Consider the following 14839-nt stretch of genomic DNA (forward strand, 5'->3'; position numbering starts at 1 on the left):
TTTTGTTAATATTGCAACATTTTTAGTGGCAAGCTCAAGATAGCACGAATTGTTGGCGATTGGACATGGGGCATGGGGCATGGGAAGTGTAGAGAGATAGGGTGGTGAGGTGGTGGGGTGAAATTCTCTCCCCATTGCCCCTAATCCCGACTTCGTGGGGGCCCCAAGTTCCCCATCTCCCTACTCCCCAGTTCCCAATACCCAGTCAACTAGCGTTCTAACACCGTAGCCAGTTGCCCCAGCGCCGTTGTAGCCGTTTTCTTTATCTGTCCACACTGGGCCGGCTATGTCTAAGTGCGCCCAAGGAGTTTCTTTGACGAATTCTTTGAGGAAAAGGGCGGCGGTAATGGAACCACCAGGACGCGGCCCGGTATTTTTCATATCGGCAATGCCAGATTTCAACCCTTCAAAATATTTTTCTTCCATTGGCATCCGCCAAATCTTTTCCCCTGATGTTTGAGCGGCTTTTTCCAGTTCGGAAGCTACTGCATCATCAGGAGTATATAATCCAGCAATGTCCTCACCCAAGGCGATGACGTTGGCACCTGTGAGGGTGGCTAAATCAACGATCGCATCTAATCCTAATTTGTCGGCATACACTAAGGCATCTGCTAGTGTCAAACGTCCTTCTGCATCGGTGTTGTTGACTTCGATTGTTTTGCCGTTTGATGCTGTGAGGATGTCTCCTGGGCGCATGGCGTGACCGCTAATCATGTTTTCGGTCGCTGCTGAGATAAAGTGAACTTCCGAATCTGGCTTGAGTTGAGCGATCGCTTTTGCTGCGCCCAAAGTTGCAGCCGCACCGCCCATATCAATTTTCATGGTTTCGATACCACTACCAGCACCTTTAATATTAAGTCCACCAGAGTCGAAGGTTAAACCTTTGCCAATAATTGCCAGTTTCTTTTTGGGTCTACCTTCTGGCTTGTAAGTTAGGTGAATAAATTTTGGTGGCAAATCAGAAGCTTGGGCTACTCCCAAAAAAGCACCCATACCCAACTTTTCACAGTCTTCTCGTTCGAGAATTTGCAACTGTAAACCGTATTCATTAGCGATCGCTTGAGCCGTTTCTGCCAAAGTAATTGGTGTTACCGCATTGGCTGGGGCTGCTACTAACTGCCGTGCCAAGATTACCCCAGAAACGATTTGCTGGGCGCGGTTGATGGCTGCTTCTTCTCCACTAAAACCTAGTAATTCTACGGTTTCTAATTGTGTTCCTTTATCTTCTGGTTCTGATTTAAAGCGAATATCTTGGTAAAGTGCTAATTCTACACCTTCAGCGATCGCTTGGGCACTTGCGGCTGCATCGTTATTCCACAACGGAAAACTAAAACCGAGAATTTTGCTTTTTTGCTTTTTGGCTACTCTGGCTACCGCCGCTGCCGCGCGTCGCAAAGTATCTAGTTTGAGTGCTTCTAGTTTTCCTAAACCTACTAGAATAACTTTCCGAACTCCGCTACCAGTGCCCACACGCGTGAAGATGGTGCTGTTAGCTTTACCCTTAAATTCCTCTTCAGCAATCAGTTCTTTCAAGACTCCGGAAAACTTTTGATCTAAAGTTGCCAGTTCTCCGGTTAACTCTACTGCATCTTCAAATAATCCAATTGCCAAACTATCGCCCGCCCACTCTAGCAAAGGCGTATTACTAGGTTGAATTGTCATTTTGGGATTTTATTTAAATATTCGTTCTTGTACCAGTATTGCTCAAAATTTTTGTTTCATGGTGAGGGGGCTGGGGATTAGGGGCAATGGGGAAGGTAAGGTCTCCTCTGGGGATAAGGGGAGATGGGGAGAGAATTTCACCCTACCACACCACCACCCGATCTCCGTCCCTATGCCCCAATCGCATTAGGATCGATGTCAAATTTATTAGCGATCGCACTGATTAGTTCTTGTTCAACTGGTGTAATCTGATTATCGAACTGGGCAATTTTAGAACACTGAGCTAATAATGGGATGGCAAAATCACGGCTTAGCTGATTGAGCAGTGTATCTAAAGGCTTAGGTGATTTGATGTTTTCGGCAATGGCTTTTAGAGAGGTGGGACTTAAATTTACAGCTTGCAATTCTGGCAAAATTTCTTGCCAAGTTTTTTCCGGATGACTAGCCAGGATCGCGTGAACTAAAATTTGATCCATAACGGCTTGTTGAGCGATCGCACTTTGGAGATACTCTTCACTTTGTTGTTTTAAGGTTGCTAATGTCTGTGGGGAAGCTAGAGAAGTTGATTCATCCAATTTGGCTTCATAAAATCGACAAGCAGCATACCCCAATGAATAGATCATCGTCGCATTTGAACTAACGGCGATCGCGGCACCAGCAAAGGGCACATTTCGCAATAAGCCTAATCCCGCAGCTTTTAACAAACGACTTCCACCCAAGGCCAACCCAAAAATTGCCAAAACTTCACCTTTGCGGGCTGGATCTCTTAAATCTAACCCATAGTCACATGCAATCTCATAAACCATTTCCGACTGCAATTTTGTTGTTGCTGCTAAATCAATTGCTAAAAATGTCAGTGCAAATCCCGGTAAAATACTCGTTGCCAAACCAATCCCCCCAGCTCTTGCTGCTTTGTCCATCATGATACGATGAGCAATTTGGCTGGGTGATTCATTGGGATATTGTTGCTTGAGCTTATTTACGGTCACTTCTGCTTTTTCTAAATCAACAATATCAGTGGCACCAAACAACCAATTTAGATTTAATACTCCAGATAGTTTTCTAACGAGCCAATTTTCGCTGAGGTGATTTAGGACTTGACCGCTGGTTTGAGTTGTTTGCTCAATGAACTTGTGTGTTTCTTTCGCTGTCGCTTCTCCCACCCCTATTACTGTGGCTAAAACTACTTGGCCTGTCTCAACAACAGTTTTGCTCAAAGACTCTAATATAGACGGATCGTTTTCTAGTGATGATTGAACCGGAATTGTTAGTTGTGAAGTTTTTGTGGGTGAATTAACTAACTTGTTCGTCTCTATCTGTTCGGGTTTGTTTGCCATTGCTTGCACCATCGTGTAAAGCCTCTCTTTCTTGGTTGTAGCGAAAGTGTGAATGGCTTGACATCTCCCAACAAGTACAACTTAAATAAAATTTTTCAAGATGTAAAGTTCAATGTATATATTTATTTGCCTCACCCTTTAATAGGAAATTAATTATACAAATTACTATTGCACCTTATCTTTTAAGTACTTATAAATTAATTGATTGTGCTTTTGCCAATGAAATAAGTAGGTCAATATTGAAAAACTTAAGTTGGTTGACTGCTGATGGTTAATAGTCAACAGTCAGCACGAAAAAATATTAGGTAAATTAACATTGGCTCACACCTTTGGAGTTGTCATCTCAAATCGTTCCCCAATCTTTGTATACTCAACTGGCCCACCTAAGCGCGTAATTGGCTGCATCTTTACAGTATCAACTAACCCTAAATCTTGGCGGTATAAGTCTTCACGTACATGAAATCGTAAAACTCGACCCAATACCATCACATTATTAGTTCCTTCGACTGGAACTATTTGTGTTACTTTGCACTCCATCGCCACAGGTGAACTTTCAATCCGCAATGGTCGGACATCTGTAGCAGGAATAGCTTTTAAGTTTGCTTTTTCAAACTCGTTAACTTCATAGGGAAATTCTGTAGCTGTTTGAACCATTGCCTGAGATAGTGTTTCATCTACCACATGACACACAAATTCATCAACTTCATGAATATTACGTAACGTATCTTTTTCTTTCGGCTCACGTCTATGGTATGCGATTGAGAACATAATCGTTGGTGGAAAACCTGCTACTGCATTGAAAAACGAATATGGAGCAAGATTAGGAATTCCAGAGGCACTAATTGTAGACACCCATGCAATTGGACGAGGAGCAACGATGCTTGTCAATAGATGATAAGGAGCAGGGTCTTTCATTTCCTGCGGCACAAATGATAACATAAAGTTCTCTAAGAAATGCGGGTAGTTGAGAGTATTTACTCAATAGCTGACAGGCGATTTGCACTCCTAAAAATGCGATCGCCCCTCAGTCTATCCTTTCACCTCTTGCTCTGTAACGATGTCAGTTTTACTTTCTAAAAAGTCGTTAGCCTTAAGGATTTCATAGAGATTGATATTTTGCTCTAGCAAGCAAGCGTGTCCGCAATTGGGCAGCACCATAATCTTGGTATTTGGTACGATATTTGCTATCCGCTTGACTTCAGTCACAGAAGGCAAAAGCCGATCGCTAGCACCGGCAATCAACAAAACTGGTTGCGTTAAGTGGCGTAATTGCTCCTCATCAATATCAAATTCCCGCAGTAAAGATAATCGCCAAAGAACGGTTTCTGAGGGAACAGAACGCATAGTTCTTAAGAGTTCGTGGCGATCGCTACGAGAAATCCGTGGCAAAGATGCTAAAAACGGCAATAGTCCGAGTGCGCCAATATCGTATAATCCCGATGGCACTAAGTAAGTAATTTGCGATGCCCAGTTCAACCAAGGACGAAGTCGAAAGGCTGAAGCTGGATTAATTAGAATAATTCGTTTAAATAACTGCGGTGCTTTGATTGCTACTTTCATCGCCAAGCAACCTCCAAAGGACTCACCGCATAAGTAAACTGGCCTATGAGAACTTTTTTCTAGTTCGGAGTGGATCAAGTCTAATACATTGTTCGTCAACACATCCCAGGTAGTGAGGTCTTTTCGAGGGATTGCGAAACAGCGGACATCAAAGCCAACTTCTAATCCAGCGGTCTGCGATCGCAATAATTGACCTGTCCCATCCATTCCTGGTAAATAAACAAACAACGGATACTCTGGCTGTAATCGTTTAGGTGTAAGGAAACAAGGCTTGAGTTCAACTTCTGGGGTAGTCATTGGTCATTGGTCATTGGTCATTGGTCATTGGTCACTAATTAATGGTATAAAAATTTTGAAGTGTTGGAAGTTCCTAGGAAGTACGCAGCTTTAGACCAACAATAAAAAACGTTTCACAGCCGACTGCAAGTCGTGGTGACAATCCAAAATTGGATTGGTCTAATAGCAACCTTGACGCAGTAAGTTACTAACTTCTTTTTGGCAATGTTTGGTTACTTCTGCCACAACAGTTCTGGCTTGTTTGCCACGATATCTTTTTTGATGTTGGGGAGTAATCCAATAAGGGTGACCAATTAATACAGCAACCCGACGATAAATTACCAAAGGATGCCAACCTGATTGGTTGAATAAGGGTTCTGAAGGATCGAATAAACTCAATAGCCGCAGGGGAAAGCCAGAAGTGTTTACTTCTTCTAAAGAAGCGATGGCGATCGGCAAAATTGCTAAATCCTCCACATCAGCCCTCAACGCTAAATGAGCAAATCCTCGCTGAAATTCACCCACCATGTTTGGCACAGTAAATTTTACCATTGGTTCTGTTCCTTCAGGAAATACTCCCACCATCTGCCGAGACTGCAATAGCATCTGTGACTGCACAAAAAAGCTTTGTTGGCGGTTTTGAGCTTCTTCCAAAGGAAAACACCCTAGTTGCTTAGTAACAATCTCCCGCATTATCGGCACTTGTCCCATGTAGTGATGGCAAGCAAATCGAATTGGATTCGATAACGCCGCCATTAAAATCGGTGCATCCATAAAGCTGCGATGATTGCTGACTACCAAGACGCTAGCATCTTGGGGAATGCGATCTTCGTAATAGCGAAACATTTGTGTTGAAAGCCCCGCCAACAAAGCTTGCGAAATCAGCTCAGGAGTATTTACACTCATACTTCATCAATAATATTTTCCGATAAATGTGGCAGTTTAGCTTAATTTAATTTTTACATTTCTTTACTACTACCATGACCGTCTTAAGATAGAAATGTCTGAATATACAAAGCTGAGCGGATTTTCTGCATTCTGAGTATATGTATTCCTAAACACAAGAATATGTTATCAAAAGTATTTCCAAAACTAGTTGTTAATTTCTGGATTTTAGGCAAAAATCAGCTGAATTAATGCATATTATCAAACAATTGCTAAGCAGAGAAATTTGCTAATATTAAGGTGTAGTTGGAAAAAATAGGAATAATGTTATATAATGACGTGGTTTTGCTAAAGAAAAATATAATATGTAAAACGTTTTAATAAGTTGATTTTATTTTGCATGAATCTAGTGAATAAAACACAAAAGACATTTGCACTAACAACACCCCTATATTATGTTAACGATATACCTCATATAGGCAGCGCTTATACAACGATCGCCGCCGATGTAGTAGCCAGATTTCATCGGCTATTGGGGCATCAAGTACTATTAATTACGGGTACAGATGAGCATGGGCAAAAAATTCAGCGATCGGCAGAAATTTTAGGTAAAGCCCCACAAGATTTTTGCGATGAAATTGTGCCTAGTTTTGTGAGTTTGTGGCAGTTGCTTGATATTCAATATGATCGCTTTAGTCGGACTACTGCGCCTCGTCATGAAGCGATTGTGAAAGAATTCTTTGAGCGAGTATGGAAATCAGGCGATATCTACCAAGGACAACAACAAGGCTGGTATTGTGTATCTTGTGAAGAATTTAAAGAAGAACGAGAACTTTTAGAAGGACACCACTGTCCAATTCATACTAATAAAGAAGTCGAGTGGCGAGACGAACAAAACTATTTTTTTCGCTTATCTAAATATCAAAATAAACTGACAGAACTTTATCAGTTAAAACCAGATTTTATCCAACCAGAAACTCGGCGCAACGAAGTCCTAAGCTTTGTTAATCAAGGTCTGCAAGACTTTTCAATTTCACGGGTGAATTTAGATTGGGGTTTTCCAGTACCAACCGATCCCAAGCACACACTTTATGTGTGGTTTGATGCACTACTCGGTTATGTAACTGCATTACTTGAACCCAATGCAGAACCAACTTTAGCCAATGCCTTAGAGACATGGTGGCCAATTAATTTGCATTTAATTGGTAAAGATATTCTGCGCTTCCACGCAGTTTACTGGCCAGCGATGCTGTTATCAGCTGGTTTACCCCTCCCAGACCGAGTATTTGGACACGGGTTTTTGACTAAAGACGGTCTAAAAATGGGCAAAAGTCTGGGTAATACTCTCGATCCTGTAGAGTTAGTCCAACGCTATGGTAGCGATGCCGTTCGTTATTACTTCCTTAAGGAAATCGAATTTGGCAAGGATGGAGATTTTAATGAAGTTAGGTTCATTAATTCTCTGAATGCAGATTTGGCAGACAAATTAGGTAATTTGCTCAATCGCACCTTGAGCATGGTCAAAAAATACTGCGCCCAGAATAATGTACCATCAATCGGCAACGAAATAATCTCTGAAGAAAATCCTTTAAAAACAATTGGTTTACCTCTGGGGGAACAGGTAAAACAAGCCTATGAGCAGCTAGCTTTCAATCAAGCCTGCGAATCTATCCTTTTACTGGTGCAAGCTAGTAATAAGTTTATTGATGAACAAGCTCCTTGGTCATTATATAAGCAAGGACAGCAGCAGGAAGTCGAAAAAGTTCTGTACGCAGTACTAGAATCAGTTAGACTAGCAGCTTATCTATTATCACCAATTATTCCGAACATCAGTAGCGATATTTATCAGCAATTGGGCTTCGGAATAAACTTTAATGATCGCATCCAAAGTTCGCTTTATGCTCCTTTTGCCACCCATGCAACTTGGGGGGTACTATCTAGTAAACAACAGTTGGGTACACCTCAACCAATTTTTAAACGTATAGAACCCCCAAAAAACCATTAATCCATATCAAACTCTAATTTTGTTCAATTTCTAATTTTCTGGGAAAAATTTATCGGGGCTGAAGTTAATTAGCTCCGGATCATTATCATAAACCGCTGTGACTAGAATGTAAAACTTGGTAATTTGTATCAAAAATAACAGGGATAACAACTGAGGTATGACAACAATGTTGAATAATTTAGAAAATGACTCGATATTTACACCAGAACAAGTTTTGGAAAATCGGGGTCGAGTCGCCATATTTATAGATGGTTCAAATTTATTTTATGCTGCACTACAATTAGGAATTGAAATTGATTACACGAAGCTGTTGTGTAGATTAACTGGAGGTTCTCGGTTACTGCGAGCTTTCTTCTATACTGGTGTAGACCGGACAAACGAGAAGCAACAGGGATTTTTGCTGTGGATGCGTCGCAATGGCTATCGAGTCATTGCAAAGGACTTGGTACAACTGCCAGATGGCTCTAAAAAAGCTAACCTGGATGTAGAAATAGCAGTCGATATGATGGCGTTAGTCGATTCTTATGATACCGCAGTTTTAGTTAGCGGTGATGGCGATTTGGCGTACGCAGTCAATTCTGTAAGCTATCGTGGTGTCAGGGTAGAGGTAGTGAGTTTGCGTTCCATGACCAGTGACAGCTTAATTAATGTAAGCGATCGCTATATTGATTTAGAAGCCATCAAAGAAGATATTCAAAAAACCCCTCGTCAAAGCTATCCATATCGACCACTATCGAGTATGGGATTTTTGGAAGACCCAAGAACTAGCGAGGGACATTTAGAAATCCAAGAATGAAGTATCAGTTTAATCATAAAGCAACAGAGATATTGGGGCAAAGGGCAGAGGGCAAGGGAGAGAAATTTTCTCCCTCACTCACTCCCCGACTTTCCTCTTTCTTGATTTTGCTTTTGAGCTTTTTTTTAGTAACTGGATTAGTCAGCTGTGGGGGGAAATCTCCCATAGCTTCTCAAGCAAATACTGCTGATTCATCTGACGAAGATAGTAAATTGACATTCTTTGATGTCACCTTAGAACAAGCAGATGAAGTGGGACGGCCAATTTGGAAAGTCCAAGCAAAACGGGCGAAATATACCAAAGAAAAGCAAATTGGTCAGGCTGAAAATCCTTATGGAGAACTGTACCAAGATGGCAAAGTCGTTTACCAAGTCAAAGCGGATGTAGCAGACATTGAACAAGATGGAAAGCAGCTATTTCTCAAAGGTAAGATACTTGCCACAGACCCGAAAAATGGTGTTGTCTTGCAAGGTAATGAACTAGAATGGCGTCCCCAAGAAGATTTGTTGATTGTCCGCAACCAAATTAACGGTACTCATAAACAACTACAAGCAGTAGCGCAAGAAGCGCGAGTAAAAACTCGCCAGCAGCGGATAGAATTTTCTGGAGGAGTAGTAGCAAATTCCGCCGATCCCCAATTGCAAATGCGAACCGAGCATTTGAATTGGAATATTAAAGAAGAAAAATTAATTGCCGATCGCCCCGTACAAATAGACCGTTATAAAAATAATCAAATTAGCGATCGCGGCAAAGGAAATTCTGCCGAAGTCAACTTAAAAACTAAAATTGCCATCCTCCAACAAAATGCCCAATTAGATTTACTAGACCCACCATTACAAATTGCTAGTAACTCTATGACCTGGAACATGAACGCAGAAACCGTCACCACAAAGTCTTTTACGCGCATGTTCCAGCGTGTGGAAAAAGTCACCGTTACAGCTAATCAAGGTGAAATGAAAATACCGCAAAAAACGGTTTATTTAACAGGTAATGTCAACGCCGTTGGTCAGCGTCGCCAATCTTTAAATTCTAATACGTTAACTTGGTATTTAGACAATAAATTAGTTGAAGCTCAAGGAAATGTAGTTTATCGACAAATTGACCCACCATTAAATTTCATCGGCGAAACAGCCGTTGGGAATTTGCAGACAGAAAATATTGTTGTCAAAGGTGGTAATTCTGGCGGTAGGGTAATAACAGAGATTATTCCCCAAGAAAGAGCGAATCGTCAGTAGAGAGTAGGGAGTCGGAGGATGGGGAGCAGGGAGCAGAGGGGAAAAAAGCAGGTGTGGGAAGATGGGGAAGAAATCTTTCCCCCCACATACTCCCCACACTCCCCACACTTCCCACACTCCCCATACTTCCTGCATCCTGCCCCCTGCCCCTTGCCCCGATGCCTCTCCCTCATCTCCCCAATTTGGCGTCAACTACTAGGCTAGGATCTTAGTACTATAAGTCCTTTGATTACCCATGAATGGATCGAACCGATTAGATAAAGAATCGTTGCCAACATCCGAGCAAGCAGAACACTCTCATAATCAGGATACAGACCACGAACATCTAAATCATACTTCTGGGCATAGAGAATTAGGTCATCCTCATGTCCATAGCGAAGAGTCATTACGACGAATTGTTAATCGGCTGTCGCGGATAGAAGGGCATATTCGTGGTATTAAAACAATGGTGCAACAAAGTAGCCCTTGTCCTGATGTTTTATTACAAATAGCCGCAGTGCGGGGTGCATTAGATCGGGTAGCGCGAATTGTTTTAGATGAACATTTAACCGAGTGTATTCTCAGAGCCGCAAAAGAAGGCAATATGGAAGTTGAAATTGAACAATTAAAAGCCGCTTTAGATCGGTTTTTGCCTTAAAAGTAAGAAAAATATCGCAGAATTCATAACAAAAACAGGCTTTAGTCACTTCACCAAGTTGACATAGGGTCACGTTAGTTTTGATAAAAGTTACTTATCTGCCCCTATTGTCCATCTCCATTTCCATTAATTGTCAGAGTGAATAAGAGTGGTTTTTTTAATTAGCAACACATTCTTAATTTTGGATTTTAAATACTTTTAAAATTTAAAATCCAAAATCTCAAATTTTTACAGTTGCCGTACTAATGGCTGACCATCTTTGACTTCACCAATTAATACTAAATCGACGCAGTTAACGAAAATACCATTTTCCAGAACGCCAGGAATATTATTCAGCGTCTTTTCTAAGTTGACTGGATCTTCAATAGAGTCAAATCTGACATCTAAGACAAAATTACCTTGGTCAGTGATAACGGGGCCAGCTTTTTTGACACCCATACGCAGTTCTGGTTTACCACCAAGTTTTTTGATGGCATTGGTTACAGGAGTAATTGCCATTGGAATCACTTCCACGGGTACAGCAAAACTAGAACCCAAGCGGTCTACTAACTTACCGCTATCTACTACGACAATAAACTGTTCTGCTAGATAATCTACAACTTTTTCGCGGGTATGTGCTGCACCACCGCCTTTAATCAAATTCTTTTGGGGATCGACTTCATCCGCCCCATCAATGGCAATATCAATGTGGTCAATAGCGTCCAAGGTGGCGAGAGGAACACCATACTCCTTCGCCAGCACTTCTGACTGAAACGAGGTAGGTATACCAATGATATCTTTAAGTTCACCAGACTTGAGGCGATCGCCCAAAAACTGAATTGTGTATGCTGTAGTTGACCCTGTACCCAACCCCACAATGGAACCCGACTTTACCAAGGCGGCGGCGGCTTTGCCAACTTCTTGCTTCATCAACTTTACGGGATCTGCTGCTGCGGTCATTCCCAAAACTCCTGAAAAACTGACTATAGTCCATAGTAGTGGTCAGATAACACCAAAAGATGAAAGCTAAAAAAACAAGTTTTTACTGATTTTTACTTGCTTAATTAGGACTTCTAAAAAATAAAACATTCTAGTATCCGGAACGAAAAAAATAACAATGCAATTATTAGTATATTAATATACTAATTTTATGAATAAGCCCCAATACACCGATCCTACTTTTGAGCAATTTTTCGTTAAGATTGCCCCGGAAGTAGTTAATAGCTTCACGGTGGAGCAATTAGAAGCCATAAAAAGGAGTTTTAGCTCTCGTGTTGGACTCGTCATCCTTTAGACATAAGAGTTTCAGTGCCAATTCCCGGATTAAGGTTTTATGTGGTGTTGCTAGCAGGTTCAGAACGTCGCTCTAAACAGCGTTTACGCTATGAAAAAGGTTTATGTCCTTTTTGGACTCCTGCCAATATCCTGTTTTTTATAGGATTTATAATAATTCTATCGACTTGTAGCTACATTATACTTTCTTCCCTTACTCCCATATTTCCCTTGTATTACCCTACTTCAATTCCTTGGATTTACGATAAATCAGAATGCGAACACACTAGTAGAATCTGGCATGATGGGAAGTGCTGGGATTCTGAACACAGTCCTAATTTTTAAAATTTATCACTGCCTAAAAGCAGACAAGACCTCACTCAATTGAGCTTTCTAAGGTGTGCGTCGGAAGTTGGAAGTTCAGTTGCATCTATTTTTCTAACATAACAACTTTTGAGATAGCAGTGCCACACCCGTCAATCTTGCGGCTTCTAGCTGGGTAGAGCATTAAAGCCATACCTAACGTAGCTACGCAACATTACCCAGCCTCAATTCGTCACTAACTGAGACCAAATTTTGCGTTAACTTCAATAACGTAGTTTTTTAAATTAACATTATCGCTAAAAGTGCTTATTTATGATGCGTCACCTTTCAATTACTTTATCTTTATTAGCACTACTACAAAACTTGCCAGCAATTGCTCAGGCTCAAGTGTCACAATCGACTTCTGGAACACCATCTGATTCTATTCAACAGGTAGTTGCTCTCAAATGGATGACAAATTTTTCCGATGGCAATTTTTATCCAGAAAGATTAGTGAGTAGAGCAGAATTAGCCTCAATTATGGTCAAAGCATTTCGCTTAGATAAAAGACAAGCTGTTAGCAAAGAAAATTTAGCAATTCCAGATGTTCCTGCGTCCTATTGGGCATTTAATGATATCCAAACGGTGTTAAAAACTGACATCATGAAAGGTTATCGAGGGAATCAATTTTTCCCTAATCAAAGAGTGACTAGAGCAGAAGCTTTTGCGATTTTCGCTCAGGCTTATGGCGTATTTCAGTTTTCCGATGATACCGTTGATGAAATTCTCGCTGTATATCCAGATGAAAAGTCTATCCCATCTTGGGCGAGAAAAGCGATCGCCACAGTAGTAAGTGAAGGATTTCTAAATACAGATGCTCAAAACAATATTTCCCCATTAAAGCCTGTCACCCGTGGGGATATAGCTGATGTATTGAGTAAATATTTGCAACGCCAAAAACAACAACCTGAAACACCAGACGTTCCGATTATTCCAAATAGCCCACAATCTCCTTAGCTGAATTTTTATATCACCTTTGATTCTGACCTCTATATTTGTCTAAAATCTGGCGCATATATGCCGCAGTAGACTGCGTTGATTGGGTTGGCTGCTGCAAGCCATAATTCCCATAAGTAGACTGTGGTACTTGGGTTGGCTGCTGCGAGCCATAATTCCCATAAGTAGACTGTGGTACTTGGGTTGGCTGCTGCAAGCCATAATTTCCATAAGCAGACTGTGGTACTTGGGTTGGCTGCTGCAAGCCATAATTCCCATAAGTAGACTGTGGTACTTGGGTTGGTTGCTGCAAGCCATAATTCCCATAAGTAGACTGTGGTACTTGGGTTGGCTGCTGCAAGCCATAATTCCCATATCCCATACGGCTTGTGGGCGTAACAACACCTTGATTCGGACTTTGGCTAGAGTAAGGTGCAATATTATTAGTGGGTACAACAGAATTGACTGGAGGTGTTACTGGTACTTGGCCACTGTTTAAATTAGTGTAGGGATTTGGTTGTAAGTTTGTACCCGTTGACGTGTAACCTGTCCCAGGATTTATCCCAGTAGTTGGTAGAGAATTTTGAGTGGGTAAACTGTTCATCGGTGTCATCAACCTTGATCCTGTGTCAGAGACACGTCCTGAAGCATTTAACCCAGTAGCATTAATCCCATTCGAGTTAGACTTCTGGTTTGTCGAATCGGTGAGTGCTGCTTGCAGAGGGTTAGTGGAGACAGAATTTTGATTGTTATTGGTTTGATTAGTTAATCCAATTCMCAGACTAGAAGATGTTTGTTGCCCTTCTTTTTCAGACGTCCCATTAAAAGAATTGAGACCAAGAAACTGGCTATTACTATCAACCGTTCCAGTACGCAATAAATTTTCTGTTTGGGTGATAAAGGGATTTTTCAGGGTTGAGGGAGGTTCAGAATTAACTACTTCTGAATCAGGTTTTGATTTGCTATCACTAATAGACTTTTGTTTATTAATTAAATCATCTAATAAGCCTTTGCTCTTTTTTTGCTCATCCTTTTCCTTGGAAGAATTTGCCGTTGCTGAGAGAGTTGCTTGGTCAAAGTCATTAAACAAAACTGGCAAGTTATCAATATCCGCTGCAATAGCTTTGTCTTCTTCTGACAAGGAAGAGTCAGCAGGCTTTTGTGAGGCCACTTGATTTTTTGGCTTATAAGCAAAAATATCTGGATTTGACCAGTATTCCCAAGTTAATAGTCCGACTCCAGATAAAAAAATTGCAGTTACCCAAAAACCAGGTCGACTTAGATTCCATAACCTGGCTCTGAGATAGCGTAAGTAGGCGGGAGGATAATGACGATGTGGCATGGGTTTAGTAATTAATTATTTACTCAAATCGGTAAAACTTGACAAAAGCAGCGTTGCTGTTTGATATTTTTGCTTTTTTCAACAGCAAATATTTTGAACGTAAGTTTAGATGGTCATTTCATCCTAACAACTCAAGAAGTTATTAGTCATTAGCAATTGATACTTAGTAGTCAAAAATTTACCTTTTAACTCTGTGTTCTCGGCGTCCAGTCAGTTTTGTTCACCTGAGTCTTGGTGTAGCTATCTATTAGCACACAATTAGCTGAGCTGCTGCTCTTATGCAGTTCAAGCATCTCAGATACAGAGAAGGAGACTTAGGAGACTAAGCCCTGAGAATAGAGGCGCGCCACTTGCTACGCTTCTGTTGACAAAGATACACTCGTGTTTGCGAGGGCGTCTACAAATCTGTTAATCCGCAAGGGTGCAGTGGCTTGGTTACATAGTCTCTCTTTTGCAGAGGTGGGTTTTGTTTATTGTAGATGGAATTTCTTACCGCTATTTTTACTATTTAAAGCTTTGTATCAAAATAGCTAATTTTCGTCTTTGACTGAAAT

General features: G+C 41.1%; 13 protein-coding genes. 6 read left to right on the forward strand and 7 right to left on the reverse strand.

Annotation, left to right across the window (positions count from 1 at the left end; translation table 11 throughout):
• Nucleotides 1-180: 180 nt before the first annotated feature.
• From FCR06_RS08860 to FCR06_RS08880, 5 genes are all read right to left on the reverse strand, one after another.
• Nucleotides 181-1662 carry a leucyl aminopeptidase gene (locus tag FCR06_RS08860; protein WP_138498689.1) on the reverse strand — a complete coding sequence of 494 codons (1482 nt, stop codon included), beginning with the start codon at nt 1660-1662 and terminating at the stop codon, nt 181-183.
• A gap of 170 nt (nt 1663-1832) precedes the next feature.
• Nucleotides 1833-2999 carry a hypothetical protein gene (locus tag FCR06_RS08865; RefSeq protein WP_138498789.1) on the reverse strand — a complete coding sequence of 389 codons (1167 nt, stop codon included), beginning with the start codon at nt 2997-2999 and terminating at the stop codon, nt 1833-1835.
• A gap of 321 nt (nt 3000-3320) precedes the next feature.
• Nucleotides 3321-3938, reverse strand: a complete 618-nt coding sequence (locus FCR06_RS08870) for a flavin reductase family protein (RefSeq protein WP_138498691.1) — start codon at nt 3936-3938, stop codon at nt 3321-3323.
• A 90-nt stretch (nt 3939-4028) separates the two neighbouring features.
• Nucleotides 4029-4856, reverse strand: a complete 828-nt coding sequence (locus FCR06_RS08875) for an alpha/beta fold hydrolase (RefSeq protein WP_138498693.1) — start codon at nt 4854-4856, stop codon at nt 4029-4031.
• Nucleotides 4857-5015: 159 nt separating this feature from the next.
• A complete protein-coding gene (locus FCR06_RS08880; RefSeq protein WP_138498695.1) occupies nt 5016-5741 on the reverse strand; it encodes a lysophospholipid acyltransferase family protein in 726 nt (241 codons plus the stop codon).
• A gap of 379 nt (nt 5742-6120) precedes the next feature.
• On the opposite strand from FCR06_RS08880, the gene metG reads away from it, so the two are divergent.
• The 4 genes from metG (at nt 6121) to FCR06_RS08900 (ending at nt 10393) form a co-directional block, all read left to right on the forward strand.
• On the forward strand, nt 6121-7725 hold the full coding sequence (gene metG / locus FCR06_RS08885) for a methionine--tRNA ligase (protein WP_138498697.1): 1605 nt from the start codon (nt 6121-6123) through the stop codon (nt 7723-7725).
• Nucleotides 7726-7891: 166 nt separating this feature from the next.
• Complete coding sequence (locus tag FCR06_RS08890) at nt 7892-8521, forward strand: NYN domain-containing protein (RefSeq protein WP_138498699.1); 630 nt, start codon at nt 7892-7894, stop codon at nt 8519-8521.
• Nucleotides 8518-9756, forward strand: a complete 1239-nt coding sequence (gene lptC, locus FCR06_RS08895; RefSeq protein ID WP_138498700.1) for an LPS export ABC transporter periplasmic protein LptC — start codon at nt 8518-8520, stop codon at nt 9754-9756. The genes FCR06_RS08890 and lptC overlap by 4 nt, the downstream gene beginning before the upstream one ends.
• 235 nt (nt 9757-9991) lie before the next feature.
• A complete protein-coding gene (locus FCR06_RS08900; RefSeq protein ID WP_138498702.1) occupies nt 9992-10393 on the forward strand; it encodes a metal-sensing transcriptional repressor in 402 nt (133 codons plus the stop codon).
• Between the two features lie 228 nt (nt 10394-10621).
• Here the strand turns inward: FCR06_RS08900 and rpiA are convergent, their stop codons facing one another.
• Nucleotides 10622-11332 carry a ribose-5-phosphate isomerase RpiA gene (gene rpiA / locus FCR06_RS08905; protein WP_138498704.1) on the reverse strand — a complete coding sequence of 237 codons (711 nt, stop codon included), beginning with the start codon at nt 11330-11332 and terminating at the stop codon, nt 10622-10624.
• Between the two features lie 190 nt (nt 11333-11522).
• Here rpiA and FCR06_RS33450 point away from each other — a divergent pair, with 190 nt between their 5' ends.
• Together FCR06_RS33450 and FCR06_RS08915 are read left to right on the forward strand one after the other, a co-directional pair.
• On the forward strand, nt 11523-11666 hold the full coding sequence (locus FCR06_RS33450; RefSeq protein ID WP_223280081.1) for a hypothetical protein: 144 nt from the start codon (nt 11523-11525) through the stop codon (nt 11664-11666).
• Between the two features lie 617 nt (nt 11667-12283).
• Nucleotides 12284-12964: an S-layer homology domain-containing protein gene (locus FCR06_RS08915; RefSeq protein WP_138498791.1), complete on the forward strand. Its 681-nt coding sequence runs from the start codon at nt 12284-12286 to the stop codon at nt 12962-12964.
• Nucleotides 12965-12977: 13 nt separating this feature from the next.
• Here FCR06_RS08915 and FCR06_RS08920 read toward each other — a convergent pair whose 3' ends face one another.
• The gene (locus FCR06_RS08920) at nt 12978-14285 is read right to left on the reverse strand and encodes a hypothetical protein (protein WP_138498706.1); all 1308 of its coding nucleotides are present in this window, start codon (nt 14283-14285) and stop codon (nt 12978-12980) included.
• Nucleotides 14286-14839 lie beyond the last annotated feature (554 nt).

It is taken from the genome of Nostoc sp. PA-18-2419 (assembly GCF_005869855.1).
In the GTDB taxonomy this organism is placed as follows: Bacteria; Cyanobacteriota; Cyanobacteriia; order Cyanobacteriales; family Nostocaceae; genus Nostoc.